The sequence below is a fragment of the Ruegeria sp. B11 genome (assembly GCF_056539785.1).
In genome coordinates, this window is sequence record NZ_JBQFVO010000001.1 from 1,225,729 (window position 1) to 1,249,738 (window position 24,010).

Below are 24,010 nucleotides of genomic sequence, written 5' to 3' on the forward strand. Positions count from 1 at the left end.
GTTATTCGCAGAGCCTCTTTACCAGACGCTCCATAAATTTTTGACCTGCGTTGAATTGAGAAATCGTAATGAACTCATTCGGCTGATGGGCCTGCGCGATATCACCTGGGCCGCAGATAACAGCGGAATAACCGGCTTCCTGAAACTGCCCCGCCTCAGTGCCATAGCTTACCACATGTGTCGCATTGTCACCGGTGAGCGCGCGCACCAGCGTCTCAGCCTCGCCATCTTCTTCAGGCACAAGACCTGGGATCGAAAAATGCTCGGACAGCTCGATCCGGGCGTCGGGATGAACCGCTTGCATCCGCGCCTCGATCTCACGAACCTTATCGAAATAGGCCTTCTGCCAGACCGATTTTTTATCGTCCGGAACGGTGCGAAAATCCATCATGAACCGGCAATCCTTGGCGGTGATGTTATGCGCGGTCCCGCCTTCGATCATACCAACATGGCAGGTAGTCCAAGGCGGATCGAACACTGACGCAATGTCTGAAGGTTGCGTCGCCATATTCTCGGCGTTCCGATCATTGGCCCAATTGATCAGCGGCGCGGCCTCCATGATCGCATTGACGCCTGTGTGCATGATTGAGCTGTGAACTTCGAACCCCACCACATGCGTGTCAAAGCCAAACCCGCCTTTATGGCCGGTGACGGCCTGCATCATCGACGGCTCGCCCACAATCACGGCTGATCCTTTGGGCAGATCCTCCTGCATGTGGGCGATCATCGGCGGCGCGCCGGTGCATCCGACCTCTTCATCAAAGCTCAGCGCCAGTTGAAGCGGACGTTTGATACCTGAATGATGTGCCTCGACCAAAGCCCAAATCGCCAGAGCGTCGAAGCCCTTCATGTCGCAAGTACCGCGACCGAAGTATTTGCCGTCTTTCTCGGTCACAACGAAAGGATCGGTATCCCAGGGCTGACCATCGATGGGCACGACATCCGTATGCCCCGACAAGACGATTGCACCTTCTTCCCACGGACCGACATGCGCAAATAGTGCCGCCTTGTGAGGCTGATCCGGATCAGGCCAGCGATGTGGTTCGATCCCATGACTTGTTAGATAGTCTTCGACCCAATCCACCAGAGGCAGGTTCGTGTCGCGGCTGACTGTCGGGAACGAAATCAGCCGGGTCATGATTTCTAACGGCGTCAAGCGTTCAACCATGAGGGTCAATATCCGCTGTCAGTGGTCAGAATGAAATGACCCGGCTCGACCTCATTGTATTCAGATGGTTCTGGCTTGTAGCCGATGGGATGAATCGGGGACGGAATAGGTTTGAAGTTCAGGTCTTTTTCCGACTTGCGCTTGTTCGGGTCGGCAATTGGTACCGCCTTCATCAGCGCCTGCGTATAAGGGTGCTGTGGGTTCTCAAACACCCGAGCACGCGGACCCAGTTCGACAATGCGGCCCAGATACATCACACCGACATGGTGACTGACCCTTTCGACCACCGCCATGTCATGGCTGATGAACAGATAGCTTAGGCCAAGTTCCGATTGCAGCTCCATCATCAGGTTCAGCACCTGCGCCTGAACCGAGACGTCCAGCGCCGAAACGGCCTCATCCGCGATGATTAGCTTGGGATTCAGCGCCAGTGCTCGCGCAATCGCAATCCGTTGCCGCTGACCACCCGACATCTCATGCGGGAAGCGGCGCATGAAGCTGCGCGGCAGTTGCACCTTGTCGAACAGTTGCGCTACCCGGTCCTGCAGTTCTGACCCCGAGGCAACCCCATAGTTCCGCATCGGTTCAGCGACCTGATCAACCAACTGCATCTGAGGGTTCAGCGAGGCGAACGGATCCTGAAAGATCATCTGCATGTCCAGCCGCGCTTTGCGCAGGCCGGCCTGGTCCAGCTTCATGATGTCGACACCGTCCAGATCAACCTCACCCGCCATCGGCTCCACCAACCGCAGGATCGAGCGCCCTGCCGACGACTTGCCACACCCAGATTCGCCAACGAGGCTGAGTGTTTGCCCCCGGTTCAGCGTGAACGAGACATCTTCGACTGCATGCACGTTCGAGATGGTCCGGCGCAGCAATCCGCCTTTCACCGCAAATCGCGTGGTCAGGTTCTTGACCGTCAGCAACACTTCGTTCGTACCCGGGATCGGAGCGATCTTCTGGCCTTCCTCACCCAGCAGTTTCATTGGCTCGGGCGCGGCTTTGCCCTGCATCTCGCCCAATTTCGGAACCGCCGCCAGCAACGCCTTGGTGTAATCGTGCTGCGGGTTTTCGAAGATTTCTTTGACGGTGCCTTCCTCGACCTTGTTGCCGCGGAACATAACCACCACGCGGTCCGCCATCTGCGCGACCACAGCCATGTCATGGGTGATAAACATTACTGCCGTTCCGGTCTCGCGCTTGAGGCGGTCCATCAGCGCCAGAATCTCGGCCTGGATGGTCACATCCAGCGCGGTGGTGGGCTCGTCCGCAATCAGCAGGCGAGGCTCACACGCCATGGCCATGGCGATCACCACACGCTGGCGCATGCCACCGGACAGTTCATGCGGATATTGCTTTAAACGTCGCTCGGGCTCGGGGATGCGCACCTGACGCAATAGTTCCAGCGCGCGCTCTTCGGCCTGCGCTTTGTTCATGTCCTTGTGGATTCGCAATCCTTCGGTGAGCTGCCGTCCGACGGTGAAAACCGGGTTCAAGGCCGTCATCGGCTCCTGAAAGATCATTCCGATCTCATTTCCGCGAATCTGCTTCATCAGATCTTGATCGGCGTGGGACAGATCCATTTCCTCGCCGCCGCGGCGATCGAAAAGCAGTTGTCCGCCAGCAATTTCACCGCCGCCGAACTCGACCAAGCGCATCAGCGATAGAGATGAGACTGATTTGCCCGACCCCGATTCGCCCACGATACAGACGGTTTCGCCTGGGTTAACCTCGAACGAGACGTCCTCGACGCCCACCACCGGGCCATCTTTAGTTTGAAATTCGACCCGCAGTTTTTTGATCTGGGCAATTGGCTGATCCAGCACGCGCGCTCTCCCCTTGGCGGCTTTTCGGATTGGGTGCCAAACGCTAAGGCGGGCAGATGTGAAAAGTCAAACCGATAGGTCAAATTTCGCAAGGCAAGGCTTGCAATTTTCCAAAACTCTGTTTCGATACGCCGCGTAACCGTTCTGGGGAGAGGTCTGAATACACGAAGGCGATACAATCGTTTCCGTTTGATTCCAAATCCTTATCCCTTTTGACGGCCACGCCTAACCCGCGGGCATCGCGGAGATAATCGAGACACGTATGTGTCCAACATGGAGTGTATGATGAAAATCAAAACCCTTTTGCTTGGTGCGATTGCAAGCACGGCAATGGCCCCGATGGCCATGGCCGAGCGTGGATCGGACGGCAATGTCAGCATCATTTACTGGCAAGCCCCATCGATCCTGAACCCGTTCCTTTCGGGTGGCACCAAGGATGTGGAATCCGCGTCGCTAGTGATTGAGCCGCTCGCCCGGTACAATCAAGATGGCGAAATGGTTCCGTTCCTGGCATCCGAAATTCCGACAGTTGCAAATGGTGGCGTCAGCGAAGACCTGACCTCGATCACTTGGAAAATCGCGCCGGGAATCACCTGGTCAGACGGCACGCCATTCACCTCCGCTGATGTTGTGTTCACTGCAAACTATTGCATGGACCCAGAAGGCGGTTGTGCTCAGGTGACCAAATTTGAAGGTGTCACCAATGTCGAGGCTGTCGATGATCTGACCGTCAAAGTCACATTCGATGCGCCGACCCCGTTCCCTTACGGCCCGTTCGTGGGTGGTGAGAGCCCGATCATCCAGGCGGCACAGTTCGCGGATTGCATGGGAGCCAAAGCGCCCGAATGCACCGAGCAGAACTTTAACCCGATCGGCACAGGCCCATTTGTTGTCACCGAATTCAAGCCGAATGACGTGATCACTTTCAAGGCCAATGATAACTACCGTGACCCGGCAAAGCCTGCGTTCGCAACGGTAACATTCAAAGGCGGTGGCGATGCAACTGCTGCTGGTCGTGCGGTCATGGAAACCGGCGAATTTGACTATGCCTGGAACTTGCAGCTTGCGCCTGAAGTGATCGCGCAGATGCAGGAAGGCGGCAAAGGTACTCCGGTCGCAGGCTTCGGCCCGCTGGTGGAACGCATCATGCTGAACCAGACCAACCCGTCGCCAGATCTGCCGGAGGGCGAGCGTTCGACTGCAAAGCATCCGCACCCGTTCCTGCAGGACCCTGCTGTTTACAAGGCCATGTCGCTGGCCATCGACCGGCCGCTGCTGGTTGAAATCGGCTACGGTCAGGCCGGTAAGGTTACCTGCAACTGGGTACCTGCGCCTGCCGCGGTGAATTCCGACACATTCAGCTGCGATACTCAAGATATCGAAGGTGCCAAGAAGCTTCTGGATGACGCGGGTATCGTTGATTCCGATGGCGATGGCATCCGTGAAAAAGACGGTGTACCGCTGAAGATTGTCTACCAGACTTCTACCAACGCAGTTCGCCAGGACTTCCAGGCGCTGATCAAAGAATGGTGGAGCCAAATCGGTATCGAAACTGAGCTGCGCAACATCAATGCTTCGGTCTTCTTTGGTGGTGATCCGGGTTCGCCTGACACCTTCCAGAAGTTCTATGCCGACGTTGAAATGTATGCCAACACCTTCAACGGCACTGACCCGCAGTCCTATCTGGGCAACGGCCTGTGCGACAAGGCACCCAAGCCTGAAAGCCAGTGGCAGGGCGAGAACATCAGCCGTTTCTGCAACGAAGAGTTCGACAAGCTGCATGGCAAACTGGCCGAAACCGCAGGTGCGGATGAGCGCGCGCAGATCGCGCGTCAGCTGAACGACATCATGGTTGAAAATGGCGGAATGATCCCGCTGGTGCACCGTGGTCGTCTGTCGGCACACGCCAACACGCTGGGTGGCGTTGTCCTGAACGTTTGGGACAGCGAGCTGTGGAACATTGCGGACTGGTACCGCAAGACCGGTTCCTAAGCGTTAATCTTGCAAAACCGCGCCCCGACCCATATCGGGGCGCGGTCATTTGCAGACCACTCCAACAAGAAGACGCATATAAAGGCGCCTCTTAATGCTCAACTTTACCATCAGACGACTGGTGCTGGCCGTTCCCACGCTACTGTTCATCAGCCTCGTCATCTTCCTGCTCCTCGAACTCGCACCCGGCGATCCGATGGCGCAGGTTCCACTTACCGTCCCTCCCGAAGTCAAAGAGAAGATGCGCGAGGCACTGGGCCTCGGTCAGCCGATGCATATCCGGTTCTGGAAATGGATCGTGCAGTTCTTCTGGATCGAACCGCAGGTTCTGGTCGACTCGATCTTTGGTACAACCTTCTCCGAAGGTGACCTGCGCGTGATTTCGTGGCAGACCCGCTCACCCGTCATGGACATCGTCGTTCAGCGCATCCCGCAGACCCTGTGGGTTGTCGGCACCGCTTATGTGGTCGCCATCCTGATCGCCCTGCCCATCGGCATCTATTCGGCCTATCGCCAGTATTCCTGGTTCGACCAAATGGGCACATTCGTGTCGATGGTCGGCTTCTCGGTACCGCCGTTCTTCTCGGGCGTATTGGTGATCGTGATCTTCTCAGTCCAGCTTGGATGGTTCCCGTCGATCTATGACACCACCCATGTGGTCAATAGCTGGGACAGCTTTGTTGTACAGCTGAAACAGATGATCATGCCGGTCATGGTTCTGGCTCTGCAGATCACCGCGCAGCTCAGCCGATTCATGCGCGCCTCGATGCTGGACAACCTTAATCAGGATTATGTCCGCACCGCCCGCGCCAAGGGCCTCAGCGAATACACGGTCGTCATGGTCCACGTCCTGCGCAACTCGATGATCCCTGTGGTCACCGTTATCGCGCTGGGTATTCCGGCCATCTTCGGCGGAGCGATCATTACCGAGCAGGTGTTCAAAGTGAACGGCATTGGCCAGTTGCTGATCGGGGCTATTCAGGCCAATGACTTGCCGATGGTCCAAACCCTGACCTTCATATTTGCCGTGCTGATCGTCCTGTTCAATCTGATCGCCGACGTTCTCTATGGCATTCTGGACCCGAGGATTCGTTATGACTGATCATGATCGTACCGATACCCTGGTCCCGGACGAAGGGCTTGCGCCCGCCTCGACAGCGCTGCCAACCACCGATGTGATGGAAGAACTGGCCACCCCACCACGGAGCCAATGGCGCGATGTCTGGGATCAGTTCAAGACCCACAAAGGCGCGATGATCGGAGCGATTCTGTTCATCTTCATCGTCGCAGGCGTCTATCTGGGCCCATACTTATGGAGCATCGACCCCACTCAGATCGACATCCGTTCGCGCAATCAGGGCCCCAGTTGGGCGCATCCCTTTGGCACCGACCAGTTGGGCCGCGATATCCTAGCTCGCATGATGTCAGGCGGTCAGACATCGGTGTCAGTCGGCATCACCGCGATGCTGTTGGCGCTGTTTCTGGGCTCGTTCATCGGTGTTCTGGCCGGGTTTTTCAAACGGCTGGATGGCCCACTGATGCGCCTGACGGATCTGTTCTTGGCCTTGCCGTTGCTACCGCTGCTGCTGGTCATGATGCTGCTCTTCCGCGAGCCGCTATCTGCTGCCTTCGGGTTAGAGCGTGGAATCTTCATCCTGATCGTCTGCGCCATCGGCATCACCTCATGGATGCCCACAGCGCGGATCGTGCGCGGCGATGTGCTGGCGATCAAAGAGCGTGAGTTCGTTCTGGCCGCCCGGTCCATCGGCACCAGCAATGGCCAGATCATCACCCGGCACATCCTGCCGAATGTTCTGTCTCCGATCATGGTGTCGGCCACGCTGGGGATTGCAACTGCGATCATCACCGAAAGCGCGCTTTCCTTCCTCGGCCTCGGATTTCCGCCGGACTTCCCGACATGGGGTCGGCTGCTCTTCGATGGCGTCGACTATCTGCAGCAATACCCCGAGCGCGTGTTCTGGCCCGGACTGGCGATCTCACTTACCGTCCTCAGTGTAAATTATCTGGGTGACGGCCTGCGCGATGCGCTGGATCCACGTATTCGCGGACGTTAAGCGAACTTAGTCGGCGCGCTTCAGCGCGCCGGCCAATACGATGATCAGAACGGCCAGCGGTAAAAGAACTGCAAAGGCAAATCTCAGCGTCATCAACTCGGCCAGAAATCCGATCAGAGGCGGCCCAATCAATAAACCTCCGTATCCCAAAGTCGCGACGCTTGCGATCGCCTGTCCGGGCGGGACATGCGGGTCGTTGGCCGCGCGGCTAAAGGCCAGAGGCATGATTACCGCATAGCCCACTCCCATCAGAGCAAAACCTGCCAAAGCCAATCCTGCCCCTCCCGCCGATACCACGCCAAACACGCCCAGCGCGGCGCAAACGCCGCCAAATCGTGCTGTTGCAACAGGCCCGAAACGCGCGATCACCACCCCGCCCGCAAGCCGGAACGCAACCATCGTGACCGAGAAGACCGCATAGCCTAACGCCGCGATACTCTCAGCCGCACCGGTAACGTCACGCAGGAAAATCGCGCTCCAATCCGCAACAGCCCCCTCGCCCAAAGCGCCGCACAGCGCTGTGAAACCCACAAGAATTAGGGCGCCCGACGGCAAAGCGAACACCGATCCAGGTTTCGAAGCCGATCGTTTCGAAGTCCAGCGTACCCAAGACAAAACAAGCGCAAGCGCGACGACAACGCCACCCGCTAGCAGAAAATGTTGCAACACCGACAGCCCCATCTGTACGGCACCGTATCCGCTGAGCGCCCCCAGCCCGGCTCCAAGGCTCCACATCGCGTGAAAGGACGACATGACCGGCTTGTCATAGGCCTGTTCGACCTCTGCCGCCCAGGCGTTCATCGCAACATCCATCGAGCCATGGAAGGCTCCGAATACAAACAGAAACGCCGCAAGCGACCAGAACCCGCCGGCGAGAGCCAAAAGGATCAGGGAAAAGGTGTAGAGAACCGCGATCACCCGCGTGATCGCCACCGCCCCAAACTTGTCCGTCAAACGGCCCGTGATCGGAAACGAACAAACGGCCCCTGCTGCCATGAACAGCAAACCAAGCCCTAGCGCCTCGTGCGTCAGATCCAGCCTGTCCCGAACCGCAGGTATGCGCGATGCCCAGATGCCGAACAGCGCACCGTTCAGGATAAACATGGCGGCCACAGCCCGCCACGCCGCAACAATACCGATCACAGGGAATCCTCATAAAATCTGCCAAACGCCACCCGTTCTACAGATCATTCGTCGCCCGGCATAGACCGCTTATTCAATTCGCTTCCGGATCTGGCGCACCCCGAACCAAACGGCAAGGATGACAGGCACGGTCACAATTGCCGTCAGCATCCCTTTGCTAATCCCGGCCTGCGTCAGTGGGTAGAGCAAGTAGCTGACCAGAGACACCGCATAGTAGCTGATCGCCACCACAGATAATCCCTCGACTGTGTGCTGCAATCTAAGGGCCAGATCAGCACGCCGGTCCATGCTTTCCAGCAGAGCCTGATTTTGAGCGCTGCGTTCGACATCGACACGGGTACGCAACAGGTCGCCGGCGCGAATAGCCCTGTCGGACAAGGCCTGCAAACGTCGCTCGGTTGATTTAACCGTCCGCATCGCGGGGTCATAACGACGCATCATGAAATCGGCAAAACTCTGACGTCCATTGAATCTTTGTTCACGCAACACTTCGATGCGCTGATTAACAATCGCCTCATAGGCACCCGTGGCGCCGAACCGAAAAGAACACCGTGCCGAAAGTGTCTCAAGCTCGATCGAGGTAGACAGAAGATCCGGCAACAATTCGTCTGGGTGCGCTGTTTCATCGGACATCTGCCCCATCAGGCGGGTCAATTGACCATCCAGTTCGCCGATGCGCGGCATCAGTTGCTTGACCCGTGCAAATCCCAGCATCGACATTGCCTTGTAGGTCTCAATCTCGCACAGCCGCTGAACGATCCGCCCGGTCCGACGCCGCCCGGTGCCTTTCTTGACAAACATCGCAAGCCGCATATGCCCCGCCGGATCAATTCGGAAATCACAAGCGCAGATCGCAGCATCATCCAGCACCCGCGCCACTGCTAGGCTTTCCGGCTCGAACCACTGAGCCAGCGAAGCCTTTGCCGCCTCATCTCCCTCGTACTCGACGACGCGAATTAAGGCCGATGTCACCCGCTGCCCCGGGCTCGCCTTCAACCAGTCTGGAGGAAACACCTCAAAGTCTGCCGGATTGAATGCACGTTCACTGACATTCGGAGTGATCGCGGTATAGGTCACAAACTCGGTATGTTGTTCCCATTTCAGCCAATGACGCCCGATCTGACCCGCGTAGTGAGTGGCCTCTGGCTGAGGGTGCTGCGCGCCGTGGCGATCCAGCAGATTGATCAGGTGGGCCATATCCTCGCCACGATCGCGCGTAACCGCTTCTTTGGGCTTCTTGATCGCCAGAAACACAACCGTGCTGGGCAAGGGTGCAACCGGAAATGGGCGTGCATGCAGTTCATTGGCCAGCGTATAGCGAAGCGGATGATTGTCTATGGGCGTCATGTAAGGCTCCGGTGTATCACCGGCACTATAAGGCAGACCGACACAACATCAATTGTTTATTTATTTCAATTACTTACAAGGATACAACGGTATACTATCCCGCTATCTTATTGATTCGGCTCCCATAGCTCGATGGGATTGCCTTCAGGATCGTGGATGCGGGCGAATTTCCCGACCTCGCTGTCCCACTTCGGGTTCGTCTCGACGGTGATTCCGGCGTTCTGTAGTTGGTCGATCAACGCGCTCAGGTCATCAACACGAAAATTGATCATCCATTGCTGCTCGGAGCGGCCGAAATACTCGGTGTCCTGCGCAAAGGGTGCGAACACCGTATATCCTTCCCGCTGCTTCCAGGGCACAGGATCGTAGTGATTGACCCCCAAATGCTTCTCATACCAAGCACTCAACGCCTGCGGATCACGGGACCGAAAGAATATCCCGCCAATTCCATTTACCTTCTGCATGGTCTGCCTCCTACTATCCCGAGCACTCGCCAAGTTTAACACAGCCCGCTTGCTTCATATGGCTAAAAAACCTTGAGGGGGTTGGAGGCGAGCCCCCATCTCATCACAAAAGAAAAGGGCGCCCTCAGGCGCCCTTTGCAATCAGATTGTCCTTTCTGATCAATCGATCATGGGCAACAGCTTGTCGAGCGAAGCCTTGGCGTCGCCATAGAACATGCGGGTGTTCTCCTTGAAGAACAGCGGGTTCTCGATGCCCGAATAGCCGGTGCCCTGACCACGCTTGGACACAAACACCTGCTTGGCTTTCCAGCATTCCAACACCGGCATCCCGGCGATGGGGCTGTTCGGGTCTTCCTGCGCCGCAGGGTTCACGATATCGTTCGAGCCAATCACGATGGCCACATCCGTATCCGGGAAGTCGTCGTTGATCTCGTCCATCTCAAGAACAATGTCATACGGCACCTTCGCCTCGGCCAGCAGCACGTTCATGTGGCCCGGCAGACGACCGGCAACGGGGTGGATCGCAAAGCGCACGTTCTTGCCCTTGGCGCGCAGCTTGCGAACCAGCTCGGACACCGATTGCTGCGCCTGCGCCACGGCCATGCCATAGCCGGGAATGATGACGATACTATCTGCATCATTCAGCGCCGCCGCGACACCATCTGCCTCGATGGCGATCTGTTCACCCTCAACAGCCATCTGTTCGCCCTGCGGGCCACCAAAGCCGCCTAGAATTACGCTGACAAAGTGACGGTTCATCGCCTTACACATGATGTAGGACAGGATCGCACCAGACGAGCCCACCAATGCACCAACCACGATCAGCAGGTCGTTGCCTAGCGAGAAGCCGATGGCCGCAGCCGCCCAACCCGAATAGCTGTTCAGCATCGACACAACCACCGGCATGTCGGCCCCGCCGATGCCCATGATCAGGTGATAGCCGATGAACAGCGCTGCCAGCGTCATCAGGAACAGCGGGAAGAAACCGCCCGAATTGGTGTACCAGATCAGGCAGATGAACGACAAAGCAGCCGCACCCGCGTTCAGAGCATGACCGCCCGGAAGCTTGGTCGCTGCCGAGGTCACCTTGCCCGCCAACTTGCCATAAGCCACGACCGATCCAGTAAAGGTGATCGCACCGATGAAGATACCGAGGAACAGCTCAACATGCAGGATCGCCAGTTCGGCCGCGGTCTTCTTGGCGATCAGCTTGGCGAACGCCCCCAGATCGGACAGGTCCGCCTGAGACGCGCTGTCAGCAATCGCCATGACTTGCGCCACATTGCCGATCTCGAAATGGGCATTGAATCCCACGAACACAGCCGCGAGACCCACCAGCGAATGCATCGCGGCCACAAGCTGTGGCATCTCGGTCATCTGGACGCGCTGCGCCACGTACTGACCGATCAGACCACCGCCCGCGATCAGCAGCAACGACAGCAGCCACAGGCCTGAACCCGGACCAACCAGCGTCGCAAAAACCGCGAGCGCCATACCAACAATGCCATACCAGACCGCCCTCTTGGCGCTTTCCTGGTTCGACAATCCACCCAGAGACAGGATGAAAAGGACAGCCGCAACGACATAGGCGGCAGTAGTGAAGCCAAATTCCATGTGCCCGGCCTCCTTAAGATTTCTGGAACATGGCGAGCATGCGCCGGGTTACGAGGAAGCCGCCGAAGATGTTGATTCCGGCCATGAAGACTGACAGCGCCGCCAGCAGAATGACCAGGAACGACCCCGATCCGATCTGCATCAAGGCTCCAACGATAATGATCGAAGAGATCGCGTTGGTGATCGCCATCAGTGGTGTGTGCAAGCTATGGCTGACATTCCAGATCACCTGGAAGCCCACAAAGATCGCCAGCACAAAGACGATGAAATGCTGCATGAAGCTGGCCGGAGCGATCAACCCCACCAGCAACATCAACGCACCGCCGACGCCCAGCAACGTGAACTGTTGCTTGGTCTGCGCTTTGAAGGCCGCGATTTCCTGCGCCCTTTTCTCTTCCGGTGTCAGTTCCTTGACCTCGGCCTTAGGCTGTGCCGCAATCGCCTGCACCTTGGGCGGAGGTGGCGGGAAGGTGATCTCGCCCTCATGGGTCACGGTCGCGCCACGGATCACGTCATCTTCCATGTCGTGATTGACCTTGCCGTCCTTCTCGGGTGTCAGGTCAGCCATCATGTGACGGATATTGGTCGCGTACAGAGACGATGACTGCGCCGCCATCCGGCTGGGGAAGTCGGTATAGCCGATAATGGTCACGCCATTGTCGGTCACGATCTTCTCATCCGGCACCGTCAGTTTACAGTTACCGCCCTTTTCCGCTGCAAGGTCAACGATGACCGAACCCGGCTTCATGCTTTCGACCATATCTTTGGTCCAAAGCTCAGGTGCCTCACGGTTGGGGATCAGCGCCGTGGTGATGACGATGTCCATCTCGGGTGCCAGTTCCCGGAACTTGGCAAGCTGGGCGTTGCGGAATTCTTCCGACTGGACCGATGCGTAGCCACCAGTCGATGCACCGTCCTGCTGTTCTTCCTCAAAATCCAGATAGACGAACTCAGCCCCCATGGATTCGACCTGCTCGGCCACTTCGGGGCGCACGTCGAACGCATAGGTGATCGCACCCAGCGAGGTCGAGGTCCCAATCGCGGCCAGTCCGGCCACACCGGCACCGACGATCAGCACCTTGGCAGGTGGCACCTTACCAGCCGCCGTCACCTGACCTGTGAAGAAACGGCCAAAGTTGTTGCCTGCCTCGATCACAGCACGGTACCCGGCGATATTGGCCATCGAAGACAGCGCGTCCATCTTCTGCGCGCGCGAGATACGCGGGACCATCTCCATCGCGATCACGGTCGCGCCCTTGGATTTGGCGGCCTCCATCCCGTCTTCATTCCCAGCCGGATTAAAGAATGAAATCAGGGTCTTGTTCTTGGTCAGACGCTTCAGCTCGGTGGCATCGGGCTGACGCACCTTGGCAATGATATCCGCAGCCTTCCAAAGCGAGGCAGCGGTCTTCATGACCTCAACGCCTGCGGCTTCATAAGCGGCGTCCGAAAACCCCGCAGCAGCGCCTGCGCCCTTTTCGATCAGGCACTCATAGCCCAGTTTCTGCAACTGCACAGCCGAGTCCGGAGTCATCGCGACCCGGTTCTCGCCCTTGTACGTTTCCTTTGGCGTCCCAATTTTCACCAGTCGGTTCCCCCTAATTTTTGATTCAGGCCAGGTGGGTGTTCAGCATAGAATGACAAGCAGACATGTATCCTGCGCAAGATTATTTCGCAAGCGCAGCAATTATGACGCTGTGTCATGATGACCACACCCTTATATCCATCGTCTGGTCTTGCGTTCATACCGGGCGAAATCGGCGCGGAATGTGCGGCGCAGACGGTCTTCCTCGGGTATGATAAAGCGGCGTTCCAGCACCCAGACAAAAACCGGGATCAGCACCAGCGACAACACCGCGTCAAAACGCAGGATCAGCCCGGTCAGGATCAACACATCACCCACATAGATTGGATTGCGGCAGCGCTTATAAATCCCGGTCTGCACCATGGTCGAGGGTGTTTCGTGCGGAAAGACCGTGGTTTTGTGCCGGCGGAACTCGATTACCGCCATCACGGCCAGAATGATACCGCCACCGATTAGTATGCCGCTGAGCAGATCTGTCACCGCCCCATCCAGAGACAACCCCAGCGGCAACACGCGGGCCTGGACCCAGGCGAGCAAGGCAAAGCCCACAAGCCAAACAGGTGGTATGTCGATCAGGCGCATGGCTGTCCCTTCACGCGGCGACACATGGTGGCAGATGTCGCTTCTGATCGCTCTCCTATCGTTTTCTGACCGCATTGGCAAAAGCGCAGGGTGTCGCATCGACCCAGGGCGCTGGACAACCCGCACCAATAGACAGACACAACGGTATCAGATAGCCAGTTACAACCTGACTGTTTCAGAAAGACAAAGCCTCGCCATGACCGATTTCGCCAAAACCAAATCCATGTTTCACCTGCCCGAGGGTGTTCTTTATCTCGACGGTAACTCTCTGGGCCCGTTGCCGAAATCAGCCGGTGACCGTGTCGGAAGCATGATGAAGGACGAATGGGGTCAGTTGCTGATCACCGGCTGGAACAAAGCCGGGTGGATGGGTATGCCGACCGGCCTGGGGGATCGGATCGGACGGCTGATCGGGGCAGAGCCCGGCAGCGTCGTGGTGGGCGATACTCTGTCGATCAAGGTTTATCAGGCGGTCGCCTCAGCGCTGGAGCTGAACCCGACCCGCAAGGTGGTCCTGTCGGACAACGGCAACTTCCCGTCGGATCTTTACATGGCAGATGGGCTGTTGCGATCACTGGGGACGGATTACGAACTGCGCGTGGTCGATCCCGAAAACGTCGCTGCACATATCACCGAAGAGGTCGCCGTTCTGATGCTGACCGAGGTCGATTATCGCTCCGGCCGTATGCATGACATGAAGGCTTTGACCGAACTGGCCCACGCGAACGGTGTCGTGACCGTCTGGGACCTTGCCCATTCTGCGGGGGCAATCCCGGTCGATCTGTCCGGTTGCAACGCGGATTTCGCTGTTGGCTGCACGTATAAGTACCTCAATGGCGGTCCCGGCGCGCCAGCGTTCGTCTATGTCGCTCCGCGTCTGTCGGATCGCGTGCGCCCGGCGCTTTCGGGCTGGTTGGGGCATGAAGCCCCCTTTGCCTTCGATCTCGACTATCGCCCCGGCGCGGGAATCGAGAGGATGCGGGTCGGAACCCCTCCGGTCATTCAGATGGCAGCGCTGTCGGCAGCGATGGATATCTGGGACATGGCTGAAATGGCCGATGTGCGCGCCAAGTCTATCGAATTGACCGAATTGTTCATTACCCGGGTTGAGGCCACCTGTCCGGGATTGACACTCGCTAGCCCCCGCGATCCAGCCCTGCGCGGAAGTCAAGTATCGTTTCATTTTGATGAAGGATACGCTGCCATGCAGGCTTTGATCGCGCGTGGCGTGATCGGCGATTTCCGAGCGCCCGATATCATGCGGTTTGGCTTCACACCGCTATATGTCGATGAAGGGGATGTAGAACAGGCCGCCCAAATTCTGGCCGATATCATAACCAACAAGCTGTGGGACAAACCGGAATACAAAATCCGTCAGCGCGTCACCTGACCTCAAGCGCCGCGCCCAAAAGCGTGGCCAATTGCGAAATGCCTTGTTCGAACTCTTCAGCGCTGGAGGCTGTCATCTTGACGCCCTTCAGCGATGTGGTGATTGTCTTTGCGGCCTCATCCGGGCCGACAGGCAAATGCGCGCGACCTGCCGCATCCTCGCGCCGTAACCATTCGGCGTAAAGTCGCGTCAATTTGGCCTCGCCCTCCTGAACGATATCCGTCGACATGGATTTGGTCGCGTCCAGCATTTCAAGCCCATGAGGTGAGGCCAAAATTTCAGCCATCCCGTTTGATTGCGCCTCGATCGCCTGAGCGAGGATCTGAGGCAATGGACCTTCGCTGGCCAAGGCTTCAGCGACTAGGGTAACTTTCTCGCCATAATAAAACTGCGTCAGTTCGCGAACGATGGCCTCTTTATTCTTGAAATGCAGATAGACCGCAGGCCGGGACATCCCTGCCCCTTTGGCAATGTCATCCATCGAAGTTTTCTTAAACCCATAGGTCGCAAAGGCCTGAAATGCCGATTTCAGAATGGCCGCTGTCTTGGAATCTTCACTTACACTCGTCATGCGAGAACCTCTGACACTTCTTGTTCATTTTGTCAATTGACAAGCTGACACTTTTCATTAATTATGTCAGAAACCAGCCAAAGCTAAGAGAGGTGCGCCATGGCGACGGCCCTTAAGATCAACGGAAAGACCCATCAGGTTGATCTGCCTGATGATGTGCCCTTGTTATGGGTTCTGCGTGATGAGGTTGGACTAACCGGTACCAAGTTCGGCTGTGGTGTGGCTGCCTGCGGTGCCTGCACCGTTCATATTGATGGTGAGGCCGTGCGGTCCTGCCAGGTAGCGCTCTCGGATGTTTGGGGTGATGTCACCACGATCGAGGGGCTTGGCACGCCTGACGCCATGGCAACGATCCAGAAGGCCTGGGTTGACCACCAAGTGGCCCAATGTGGTTACTGCCAGTCGGGCCAGATCATGCAGGCCGCATCGCTACTGGCTGAAAACCCGGCCCCAACGGACGAAGACATCGACGATGCGATGCAAGGCAACCTTTGCCGCTGTGGCACCTATCCTCGCATCCGCGCGGCCATCCATGATGCCGCTGCCAAGTTGAAGGAGGCTTGAGCCATGGGACGTATCGGTAAAATCGTTCGCCGCACATTCCTGATCGGATCTGCCGCCATCGTAGGTGGAGTGGCCTTCGGTGCCTACTACGTCACGCGTCCAGCTGCGAACCCGCTGAAACCGCGTGACGGGGAAACCGCGCTTAGCCCCTTTGTTCTGATCGACCAGCAGGGCGTGACCCTGTTCGCCCCCCGCGCTGAAATGGGTCAGGGCGTTATGACCACCTGGGCAGCACTGATCGCCGAGGAGCTGGATGTTGAGCTGGACGAAATCCGTGTGCTGCACGGACCTGCTGCTGCCGCCTATTACAACCATGCTCTTATGGGGGAAAGCCTGCCAGGCAAGGGCTATGACATCTCGGATTTCCAGCACAATCTGGGTGAGGCACTGGGTGTTCTGGGCAAAACGTTAAGCCTGCAGGTTACCGGCGGCTCAACCTCGATGAAAGACGGGTTCGAACGGATGCGGATGGCCGGCGCTACTGCGCGAGAAACCTTGAAGCAGGCTGCCGCGGACCAACTGGGGGTCGATCGCGATCAACTCATGACCGAAAATGGTGCTGTGGTTGCCCCGGATGGCACGCGCATTCCCTATAGCGAATTGGCCGAGGCCGCAGGCCAGATCGAACCGCCCGAAGTCACTCTGCGCGATCCGTCCGAATGGCGTTTGATCGGCAAATCCCTGCCCCGCGTCGACATTCCGGGCAAATCCACCGGCACCGCCACCTTTGGCATCGACGTGCGCCCCGAGGGCCTGAAATTCGCCTCGGTCCGCATGAACCCCAAGCTGGGCGGGGCAATGAACGGCTTTGACGCCAGTGCTGCAGAAGCCATGCCCGGCGTTGAAAAGATCGTCGATCTGGGCACGGGCGTCGCGGTGATTGCCAACAACACTTGGCTTGCCATGCAGGCGGTCGAGGCGATTGACGTGGATTGGGGCGATGCCCCCTATCCGCCCGATACTGATGCGGTATTCGCGCAAATTGCCAAGGCGTTTGATGACGCCCCGAACTCGACCATGCGCGATGAAGGCGATGTCGAAACGCTTCCTGAAGGTGCCACCGAGATTACGGCAGAATATACCGTGCCCTATCTGGCCCACGCCACAATGGAACCGATGAACGCCACGGCGCTCTATACCAGTAACAAGCTGGACCTGTGGTGCGGCAATCAGGCCCCGACCCTGATCCAGATCCGCGCAGCCAACACCGCCGGTCTAGATACCGAAGCGGTTGAGATTCACACCACCTATCTGGGCGGCGGTTTCGGCCGCCGGGGCGAGTTGGATTTCGGCGAGATCGCCACAAAGGTCGCCATGGCCATTCCAGGCACCCCTGTGCAAACGACGTGGAGCCGCGAAGAGGATATGCGTCACGATTTCTACCGCCCCGGCGCGATGGCGCGCATGCGGGGGGCAGTGAAGGATGGCAAGGCCGTTCTGATCGACGGTAAGGTTGCTTCGCAATCCCCGACCCACCAAGCGGTCGAACGTGTGACGGGTTTCTCTGGCGGCGGCCCCGACAAGGTTCTGGTCGAAGGCTTTTTCAACCAGCCCTACGCGGTGCCGAACTACAGAATGAGTGGTCACGTTGCCGATTTGGCTGTACCGGTTGGTTTCTGGCGCTCGGTCGGCAACAGCCACAATGCCTTCTTCCACGAGACCTTCCTGGATGAAATGGCCCATGCCGCCGGGCGCGACCCGCTGGAGTTCCGGCTGGAGTTGGCAAGGTCCGAGTTCGCCCCGGCTGCGGGGTGCCTGGAGGCCGTGAAAGAGATGTCAGGCTGGACCGGCAAAACCCCCGATGGTGTCGGACGTGGCGTGGCAATGGCCTACAGCTTTGGCACCCCTGTCGCACAGGTCATCGAAGTGGTGGACGAAGACGGCACCATCCGCATCAACAAGGCCTGGATCGCCTGCGATGTCGGCTTGGCTTTGGATCCGGCGACGGTCGAGGCGCAGATGATCGGCGGCATGATCTACGGATTGTCTGCCGCCGTTCAAGAAGAGATCACCTTTGCCGATGGTGAGGTCGAACAGTATAATTTCCCGGATTATGATGCGTTAAGGATGCAAAGCACACCGATCACGGAAGTCCGGATACTCGAGACCAACAAACATCTGGGCGGTGTCGGTGAACCGGGGACACCGCCGTCGATGCCCGCTTTGGGCAACGCGCTGTTCGACCTGACCGGCCAACGCGCGCGCAGCTTGCCGCTGAACAAGCAGTTCGACTTGCTCGTATGATCAATTTGCGCCGACCCGGCTAAGGGTCGGCGCTCGCTCTTTCTGATGGCCTTAGAAGTTGACAGAGAGAAAGATTGCAGCTTCCGTCGCTTCAAAATCACTTTCGAACATGTCGAGATATCCGATTGAAGCCTCCAGAAACACCGTCTTGCTTGTGCGTCCTCTCACACCCAAACGGGTTGACCAAACAACATCATTGTCAGTGTTTGCAACTGTTCCACCCCCTAAGTTCTCGCGTTCAAACCAATAGGTCGCGCTGAGCGATGCATAAGGTGAAATGACAGAGCTGCCATTGAAGAACGGACGACTTACTTCGACCTCGGGCGTTAGGGCACTGTATTTTGCTTCTTGGATTTCACCAATAAACTCGGCTGGATTTCCCAGATACGTCCCGGTGAGATCGTAATCCTCGGCACTGTAATTATAGTAATCAAACGAGATCGACGGACGAATTAAGTAAGCTCCAGCCTCATATTGTCCGATTGCCTCGAGATTCGCGCGCCAACGGGTGCGATCAAAATCACCGCTCAGCTCCAGCACATCCACATCCGTGGAGAAGCGACCGATCGTGGCGAGACCGTTTAGAACCCACCTCTCAGACATCCGCCAGGCGAAATAGGGTCCGATCGCGAATCCCGAAGTATCCTGAGAAAACTGCCCCTGAAAGCCGTCCAGCTGAGTGTTTTCGTATTCAAGCTGCAAACCAAGCACGAGGTTTTCTTGGACAAGACGGTCGATCCCAATTTCGAAAAAGCTGTCGTTCACATCCAGTTCGCTGTTTCCACGGGTGTCTTCAATGTCTGTGTAGGTGAAATTGGTCCATACATTCCAAACAGATTCTGGCCCAAACTCGCGCCCCTCCGTCAGCGGAGGGCCGACAACCGGATCGCACAAGGCAGGGTCAAGCTTACCCGTCGCATCCGCCACGCAGGCTTGGTCATCGCCCGATGGTCGCCCACTTACGTAGAGCGGATTAACGGGTCGACCTGTCTCGCCTATGTTGCCAATTCGACCGCCCGACCCTCCGGAACCGCCACCAGAGCCACCACCGGATCCGCCACCGGATCCACCACCAGAGCCACCACCGGATCCGCCCGAGCCGCCGCCACCGCCGAAGCCACCCCCGGAACCGCCGCCTCCAAAGCCGCCCCCGCCTCCGAATCCGCCACCTGATCCACCCGAGCCGCCGCCACCGCCGAAGCCACCCCCGGAACCGCCGCCGGATCCACCCGAGCCGCCTCCGTTTCCTCCCCCGCCGCCACCATTGCCACCACCCCAACCCGGCAGCGTCCAATCTCTTTTTTGGTTTTGCGTATCGATCAGACAGTCGCGCCCATTTGGTGCCCCTCCGCGTTTGAACAGACGATGAACGCCCCCTGATCCATTAGATACGAAGGGAGACAAGCTTAGATGAACTCCAGGCCGAGATCGGCTCCAGGTATCAACGGTCGTGTTGCCCTGTGCAGCTTCCAGACGAAAAGCACCGCTTTCCGTCTGCGATAACCACAATGAGGATGAAGAGTCAGGTGTTCGCCCGATGTAAAGCAGGTCTCCGGCCGAGCTGCATTGTTGCGCATGACCTGCAGTTCCCAGGACCGCCAAAAAAAGTGCCGCAGGAACGAATTCTCTCAAACCGCGAGGGTACTTTCCTGAAAAGCTGTGCATGAACTGCTCCGAACCCAGTCAGATTTGAATATTGCCAAGGGTATCTCGGCGCAAATTCGCGGTTCAGGGAAGATATCCAATTATCTTTTTATTCGAATGTTGCCGGCAAACCTTAGAACGATCCATCGACAGATTAGCGTGACTAAGCAGACTGCCGGATCGCCCCGACCGTTTTCGCGTTTTTCCAATCGTATACGGCGCGACCAAATTCCTTGAACAATGGCCGCGAGACCGGGTCATTCGCCGCGTCCCATTCAGGGTGCCATTGGACCGAAAGGGTAAAGCCTGGGGCATCCTCGACATAGATCGCCTCAGGCGTGCCATCAGGCGCGTGGCCATCGATCACCACATTCTCGCCCAGCGTCTTGATCCCTTGTCCGTGTAACGTATTGGTCATAACTTCGGCCGCGCCCAGCAGGCGGTGGAACACACCACCTTCGGTTAGCGACACGACATGGCGCAGAGCAAACTTCTCCTCCAAAGTGCCGTCGGGTGGCATCCGGTGGTTCTGACGCCCCGGGAGGTCACGAATCTCAGGGTAGAGCGTACCACCCAAGGCGACGTTTACTTCTTGAAACCCGCGACAAATCCCAAAGAACGGCTGACCCCGCTCAGCACAAGCCCGGATTAAAGGCAGCGTGATTGCATCCCGCGCGCGGTCAAACTCACCATGCGCCTCGGTCGCGGGCTCGCCATATTCTTCGGGGTGAACGTTCGGACGGCCGCCGGTCAGCAGGAAGCCGTCGCAAACCTCGAGCAACTCATCAACCGCTACATAACGCGGGTCGGCGGGGATCAGTAGCGGCAGACAGTCAGACACGTTCGAGACCGCCTCGGAATTCATCGTTCCGCCCGCATGGGTCGGATACTGATCATTCATCAGATAAGAGTTGCCGATTATTCCAACGACGGGGCGCGCCATTCCAAGTCCCTTGTATCGCTCATTTCCTGCAAAACCTATCGGCAGGTTTGGCCGCGCGCAACGGCACAGACCCTGCATGGTAGCGCAAGCGCGTGTTCAGCGACGCACATCCCCGATGAAGTTCGGCGTAGGGGTCAGATCTCGCCCGTCAACCCAGCGGCTTCGATACCTGCCAACGCGGCCGCTGCGTCATTATCCGAAGTGTCGCCGGTTACACCCACGGCACCGATCACCGCGCCCTTGCGGTCACGCAGCAGCACACCGCCAGGAACCGGAACAACCTGACCGCCATAAACCCCGTTCACGGCCGCCATGAAATAGGCCTGCCCTTCGGCCCGCTGCATCTGCGCGGTCCCCGCCATACCCAGCATTACCGATCCGTAGGCCTTACCATGTGCGATAGCAAAACGCCCCGGCGCGGCACCGTCTTCGCGTTCGAACGCGATCACGTGGCCTCCGGCGTCCAGGACAACAACCGAGAGCGGTTTCAGCTCCATCTCGCGCCCTTTTTCCAGAGCTTTACGAATGATGGTCCGCGCTTTGCGCAATGAAATGTTCATGCCCGATCCTTTTCATCTGGCCAAAAATACCTTCGGGGGAGCACGAGGGGGCAGACAGCCCCCTCGTTCCTGCCCTTGCCCCTAGCTCAAACTTGCCTTCAGTTCCAGGCGACGGGCGTGCAGCACAGGCTCGGTATAACCCGAGGGCTGCACCCGCCCCCGGAACACCAGATCACAAGCCGCCTGAAACGCCACCCCGTCAAAACCCGGTGCCATGGGCCTGTAGGCCGGATCGCCTTCGTTCTGACGGTCCACTACCGCGGCCATTTTCTGCATCGCCGCCATCACCTGTTCCTGACTGACCACATCGTGGTGCAACCAGTTGGCCAGCGCCTGCGAAGAAATCCGGCAGGTCGCGCGGTCCTCCATCAGACCTATGTCGTTGATATCCGGAACTTTCGAACAGCCAACTCCCTGATCAATCCAGCGCACAACATAGCCCAAGATTCCTTGTGCGTTGTTTTCGATCTCACGGGTGATCTCACCAGCGCTGAGATTACGACCGCCAAGCAGAGGTATGGTCAGCAGATCATTCAACGTACCACGAGCCCCATCAGCAGCCAATTCATCCTGGCGCGCCAACACATCGATCTTGTGATAGTGGGTTGCATGAAGCGTTGCCGCAGTAGGTGACGGCACCCAGGCGCAGGTTGCACCGGATTGCGGGTGGCCGATCTTGGTCGCCAGCATGTCCGCCATCCGATCGGGCATGGCCCACATACCCTTGCCAATTTGCGCTCTGCCTTTCAGGCCGCAGACCAGTCCGATATCCACATTGCGATCCTCGTAAGACGCAATCCATGGCGTATCCTTGATATCGCCCTTCGGCAGCATCGGGCCTGCTTCCATAGAAGTATGAATCTCATCCCCCGTCCGATCCAGGAATCCGGTATTGATAAAGGCCACGCGCGATTTTGCGGCCCGGATGCATTCCTTGAGGTTGGCCGATGTGCGCCGCTCTTCATCCATAATGCCCAGCTTCACCGTATTGCGCGGCAGGCCCAGGATATCCTCGACCATGTCGAAAATCTCGACCGAAAACGCCACCTCCTCGGGCCCGTGCATCTTGGGTTTGACCACATAGACAGACCCCTTGACCGAGTTCCCGCCCTCGCGCTTCAGGTCATGCATGGCGATCAGCGTTGTGCAGAGCGCGTCCATCAAACCTTCACCAATCTCGCGCCCTTCGGCATCCAGCACTGCGGGGTTCGTCATTAGATGGCCCACATTTCGCACCAGCATCAGCGACCGACCTTTCAGAGTGGCTGGCGTGCCATTCGGAGCCATGTAGGCCAAATCCCCGGCAAGCTTGCGCGTGAAGGTTGTGCCGCCTTTCGTAACCTCTTCGGTCAGGTTGCCGGCCATCAAGCCAAGCCAGTTTCCATAGGCCAACACCTTGTCGGTCGCGTCGACACAAGCAACAGAATCCTCGCAATCCATGATGGTCGAAAGCGCGGATTCCAAACGGACATCAGAAATACCTGCAGGATCGGTGGCGCCAATTGTGCTATGCGCATCAATCCTGACTTGAATGTGCAACCCGTTGTTGCTTAGCAATACAAACTCCGGTGCTTCAGCTGCGCCAGCGTAGCCTGCGAACTGAGACGGGTCGGCGAGCTTCGGCATCAGCGCACCGTCCTTAACGCTTAACCCGGAGACCTCCGCCCAGGACCCTTCGGATAGCGGCACAGCCTCATCCAGGAACGCCTTCGCCCAGGCGATGACCCGCGCACCGCGCCCGGCGTCATAAGCCTTGCCTGTCGGCAGATCGCCTAACGCATCTGTTCCATAAAGCGCATCATATAAACTGCCCCAGCGCGCATTTGCGGCATTCAACGCAAAGCGCGCGTTGGTGATCGGCACAACCAATTGCGGTCCGGGGATTAGCGCGATTTCAGGGTCGACACTGGCTGTCTCGATCTCGAAATCGTCGCCTTCCTCTACCAGATACCCAATCTCACGCAGAAAAGACTGATATTCAGCCGCGTCAATAGGCAACCCCCGCCGCGCCGCGTGCCAGCCATCGATCCGGCCCTGAATGTCAGCCCGCTTGTCCAGCAGCGCCCGGTTTTTCGGCCCAAGTTCATTGGCCAAGCGCGCCAGACCCGCCCAGAAATCAATTGCCGAAACTTTCGTGCCCGGCAGCGCCTTCTGTTCGATGAAATCCACCAGAACCGGGTCAATCTGCAGCCCGTTGCGGGTCTCTCTGCTGCTCATATTCCGAATCCCCTACGATTGTGTGCCATTGTATGCGCTCCTCAATTAGGGCGTTCGTTTCCGATAGGCAACTTCTGTCCC

At 57.8% G+C, this 24,010-nt stretch carries 19 protein-coding genes; 6 read left to right on the forward strand and 13 right to left on the reverse strand.

Going from position 1 to position 24,010, the window contains the following annotated elements; all coding sequences use genetic code 11:
- Position 1 precedes the first annotated feature (1 nt).
- Both argE and ACR0I1_RS06220 read right to left on the reverse strand, forming a co-directional pair.
- Complete coding sequence (argE, locus tag ACR0I1_RS06215; protein WP_480705465.1) at positions 2-1,168, reverse strand: acetylornithine deacetylase; 1,167 nt, start codon at positions 1,166-1,168, stop codon at positions 2-4.
- 5 nt (positions 1,169-1,173) lie between these two features.
- Positions 1,174-2,994: an ABC transporter ATP-binding protein gene (locus tag ACR0I1_RS06220; RefSeq protein WP_170511247.1), complete on the reverse strand. Its 1,821-nt coding sequence runs from the start codon at positions 2,992-2,994 to the stop codon at positions 1,174-1,176.
- A 285-nt stretch (positions 2,995-3,279) separates the two neighbouring features.
- On the opposite strand from ACR0I1_RS06220, the gene ACR0I1_RS06225 reads away from it, so the two are divergent.
- From ACR0I1_RS06225 to ACR0I1_RS06235, 3 genes are all read left to right on the forward strand, one after another.
- On the forward strand, positions 3,280-4,986 hold the full coding sequence (locus ACR0I1_RS06225) for a peptide ABC transporter substrate-binding protein (protein WP_170404084.1): 1,707 nt from the start codon (positions 3,280-3,282) through the stop codon (positions 4,984-4,986).
- Positions 4,987-5,080: 94 nt separating this feature from the next.
- Entirely contained in the window at positions 5,081-6,088 is a 1,008-nt protein-coding gene (locus ACR0I1_RS06230; protein ID WP_170397107.1) for an ABC transporter permease, read from the forward strand.
- Positions 6,081-7,061, forward strand: a complete 981-nt coding sequence (locus ACR0I1_RS06235) for an ABC transporter permease (RefSeq protein ID WP_170397109.1) — start codon at positions 6,081-6,083, stop codon at positions 7,059-7,061. Before ACR0I1_RS06230 ends, ACR0I1_RS06235 begins: the two co-directional genes overlap by 8 nt.
- A 6-nt stretch (positions 7,062-7,067) precedes the next feature.
- Here the strand turns inward: ACR0I1_RS06235 and ACR0I1_RS06240 are convergent, their stop codons facing one another.
- From ACR0I1_RS06240 to ACR0I1_RS06265, 6 genes are all read right to left on the reverse strand, one after another.
- Positions 7,068-8,204, reverse strand: a complete 1,137-nt coding sequence (locus ACR0I1_RS06240) for an MFS transporter (protein ID WP_170397111.1) — start codon at positions 8,202-8,204, stop codon at positions 7,068-7,070.
- A gap of 69 nt (positions 8,205-8,273) precedes the next feature.
- Positions 8,274-9,551 (reverse strand): DUF3422 family protein, encoded by a 1,278-nt coding sequence (locus ACR0I1_RS06245; RefSeq protein ID WP_480705467.1) that lies wholly within the window; start codon positions 9,549-9,551, stop codon positions 8,274-8,276.
- A 107-nt stretch (positions 9,552-9,658) separates the two neighbouring features.
- Entirely contained in the window at positions 9,659-10,015 is a 357-nt protein-coding gene (locus ACR0I1_RS06250) for a VOC family protein (protein WP_480705469.1), read from the reverse strand.
- A gap of 159 nt (positions 10,016-10,174) precedes the next feature.
- On the reverse strand, positions 10,175-11,629 hold the full coding sequence (locus tag ACR0I1_RS06255) for an NAD(P)(+) transhydrogenase (Re/Si-specific) subunit beta (RefSeq protein ID WP_170397117.1): 1,455 nt from the start codon (positions 11,627-11,629) through the stop codon (positions 10,175-10,177).
- A gap of 13 nt (positions 11,630-11,642) precedes the next feature.
- Positions 11,643-13,214 (reverse strand): Re/Si-specific NAD(P)(+) transhydrogenase subunit alpha, encoded by a 1,572-nt coding sequence (locus ACR0I1_RS06260; protein ID WP_170424155.1) that lies wholly within the window; start codon positions 13,212-13,214, stop codon positions 11,643-11,645.
- A 132-nt stretch (positions 13,215-13,346) separates the two neighbouring features.
- Positions 13,347-13,796, reverse strand: coding sequence for a methyltransferase family protein (locus ACR0I1_RS06265; RefSeq protein ID WP_480705472.1), 450 nt, complete (start codon positions 13,794-13,796; stop codon positions 13,347-13,349).
- Positions 13,797-13,992: 196 nt separating this feature from the next.
- Between ACR0I1_RS06265 and kynU the strand changes: the two genes are divergently transcribed.
- Entirely contained in the window at positions 13,993-15,186 is a 1,194-nt protein-coding gene (kynU, locus tag ACR0I1_RS06270) for a kynureninase (protein ID WP_480705474.1), read from the forward strand.
- Here kynU and ACR0I1_RS06275 read toward each other — a convergent pair.
- On the reverse strand, positions 15,179-15,757 hold the full coding sequence (locus ACR0I1_RS06275; RefSeq protein ID WP_170397125.1) for a TetR/AcrR family transcriptional regulator: 579 nt from the start codon (positions 15,755-15,757) through the stop codon (positions 15,179-15,181). The genes kynU and ACR0I1_RS06275 overlap by 8 nt on opposite strands.
- A 99-nt stretch (positions 15,758-15,856) precedes the next feature.
- Here ACR0I1_RS06275 and ACR0I1_RS06280 point away from each other — a divergent pair, with 99 nt between their 5' ends.
- Entirely contained in the window at positions 15,857-16,321 is a 465-nt protein-coding gene (locus ACR0I1_RS06280) for a (2Fe-2S)-binding protein (RefSeq protein WP_170397127.1), read from the forward strand.
- Between the two features lie 3 nt (positions 16,322-16,324).
- On the forward strand, positions 16,325-18,565 hold the full coding sequence (locus ACR0I1_RS06285; RefSeq protein WP_480705476.1) for a xanthine dehydrogenase family protein molybdopterin-binding subunit: 2,241 nt from the start codon (positions 16,325-16,327) through the stop codon (positions 18,563-18,565).
- Positions 18,566-18,616: 51 nt separating this feature from the next.
- Here the strand turns inward: ACR0I1_RS06285 and ACR0I1_RS06290 are convergent, their stop codons facing one another.
- The 4 genes from ACR0I1_RS06290 to ACR0I1_RS06305 all read right to left on the reverse strand — a co-directional run bounded on the left by ACR0I1_RS06290 (position 18,617) and on the right by ACR0I1_RS06305 (position 23,929).
- Complete coding sequence (locus ACR0I1_RS06290) at positions 18,617-19,969, reverse strand: autotransporter outer membrane beta-barrel domain-containing protein (protein WP_480705478.1); 1,353 nt, start codon at positions 19,967-19,969, stop codon at positions 18,617-18,619.
- Positions 19,970-20,372: 403 nt separating this feature from the next.
- Entirely contained in the window at positions 20,373-21,152 is a 780-nt protein-coding gene (locus ACR0I1_RS06295; protein WP_170397133.1) for a gamma-glutamyl-gamma-aminobutyrate hydrolase family protein, read from the reverse strand.
- A gap of 134 nt (positions 21,153-21,286) precedes the next feature.
- A complete protein-coding gene (locus ACR0I1_RS06300; RefSeq protein WP_170424166.1) occupies positions 21,287-21,712 on the reverse strand; it encodes a heme-binding protein in 426 nt (141 codons plus the stop codon).
- An 81-nt stretch (positions 21,713-21,793) separates the two neighbouring features.
- Positions 21,794-23,929, reverse strand: coding sequence for a malate synthase G (locus ACR0I1_RS06305; RefSeq protein ID WP_480705480.1), 2,136 nt, complete (start codon positions 23,927-23,929; stop codon positions 21,794-21,796).
- Positions 23,930-24,010: the final 81 nt, after the last annotated feature.